This is a genomic window from Kluyvera sp. (assembly GCF_047971185.1).
Lineage (GTDB): Bacteria > Pseudomonadota > Gammaproteobacteria > Enterobacterales > Enterobacteriaceae > Kluyvera.
Window position 1 is genome coordinate 1 of record NZ_JBKDZH010000077.1, and the last position, 2,139, is coordinate 2,139.

Genomic DNA, 2,139 nt, shown 5'->3' on the forward strand with positions numbered 1-2,139 from the left:
AGAGAGAGAGAGAGAGAGAGAGAGAGAGAGAGAGAGAGAGAGTTCTGTTTACTCATTCGCTTTCTTATTCGCCGAGGAGACGCACCCCTGACTTAAGAAAAATAGATATCAAGCAGTTTTGAAGTAGAATATCTACCTGACTAACGGCTTGCGAACTCTTGCATTAATAAGCTGGACAGCACAGGCAATCAGTGTGGGGAAAGGACAGTGTTAGGAAGATGCACTGTTTCAAAAGGTAAAGTAAAGTAAAGCTGGGAGCATACGCTATAGCTGCGCGTAGCATCGGCGCTCATCTCCGTCCCATCAGCCCTTGAGCCTGTGGTGGGCTCTTAGCAACCCATTACCCTGGGAAACAGGGCCAGAATGACATCCGGGTTACCACAGTTTACCTTCCCCAGGTTTCCCCAGGTACCCATTTATCGACCAACCCGAGAGGGAGGATGAACAGCTGGGTGGGCTGCGCGCCGACTGCCCAGGCCGGGATTCGAACCCGGGCACGCGGATTCGTAGCTAGGCATGCTAACCACTACACCACGGAGGCTTATAGCTGACCGCAAATTATTATGCTGAATTAATCCAACTGGCGCTAATAGGCATCTTTGAGTGTTGTTGTGGCGAGCCTAATTAAAAGAATGATGCATGCAAGAAGGGGCATATCGTAAAAGTGAAGATCTGAAGAGAAAAAACAAAGTAAATAAAAAGTGGATACGGAGAGAGGGGAAGATGCATATATGTAGAAACAACAGTAAAAAAAAATGACACGTATAAGAAGAAATGCACAGGGAAAAAGACGAACTAAGGCCCCAAAGAATGATAGAAAGAATAAAGAACAGACGTTAAGGATAATGCATATGAATAGATGGAGAGAAGGGAAAATATTATATAGGTAGAAGGAACAGACAATAAAGATGATACATATAAGGAGTATATAGTCAGAAGGGAAAACTGAAGACGCCAAAGAATGGAAGAAAAAAAAATGCTAAGAATAAGGCATATGAGTAGATGGAGAGAAAGGAGGATGTTATTTTAGCAGCAAGAGGAAACAACGATGATACGTATCAGAAGAGGTATGTAGTAAGTGGTAGGAATCCCACGGAGTCGCAGGAGATCCCAGATTGCCACACGATGCACTGAATCAAACGCCTTCTTGAGATCGACATAGGCTGCAAGCATCCCCTGCCGAAACTCACGTCGGCGCTCCATCAGTACGCGAAGGGCTAGGATACCGTCAGTTGTTGACTTACCAGACGTGAACCCTGACTGCTCAGGTCTCTGTAACTTCAGCAGCTGATTGCAGATCCGCATTAGCAACAGATGGGCAAGCACCTTGCCTGGCACACTGAGCAGTGTAATACCGCAGTAGTTGTTGCAATCCTGATGGTTCCCTTTCCCTTTCCAGATAGGGACGACCAACCCCCTTTTCCAGTCAGGAGGAATGGCACCTGACTGCCATACGGCAGACAAGACTGCACGCAACCCACGGATCATGGCCTCACCTCCAGCTTTAAGCAGCTCCCCACTGATGTTACACACACCAGCTGCCTTTCCACCTCTCAACCTTGCCACAGCCTCTCTGACCTCGTCAAAAGAGGGCGGGGCTTCGTCAATGGGAGGATCAGCATCCACCATCTGTAACCCAGCAGTTGGGAGCTGCCTGCTCGGAGGGTCTGCCCTGTACAACTGCTCAAAGTACTCAGCCCAACGAGCCCTCTGCCCATTCATGTCTGATACGAGACAACCATCTTCTGTTCGGATAGCACTCACCCGAGAGGGAGATTTGGAGCGAAGCTTCTTCAGGGCTCGGTAGGCAGGTCGGAGGTCATTAGCATTAAAATGACCCTCGACGTCCTCGGCGAGACTCCTGACATATCTCTCCTTGTCTCTCCTCAGGAGAGCTCTAGTCCTACGTGACAGCAACCTATATTGGTCCTGATTCCCAGCAAGCCTGGCAGTGCGACTCCTCTCAATATTCTCCAGCGTCTCCTCTGAGGCAAAACCACCCCTAGACCTTGGACGCTCTCCAATACACTCCTTTGCAGCTTGCATGGTTTCACGTTTGAAGGTATCCCACAGTTCTACAGGGTCCTCAAGGGTGCCAAGCACATTGAACCGATTTGAGACAGTCACTGCATACTCATG

General features: G+C 48.8%; 1 protein-coding gene. It reads right to left on the minus strand.

Features of this window, described 5'->3' with window-relative positions:
• Nucleotides 1-1,026 precede the first annotated feature (1,026 nt).
• A partial coding sequence (locus ACK5JN_RS18690; RefSeq protein ID WP_416871522.1) for a hypothetical protein occupies nucleotides 1,027-2,139 on the minus strand: 1,113 nt, incomplete at its 5' end.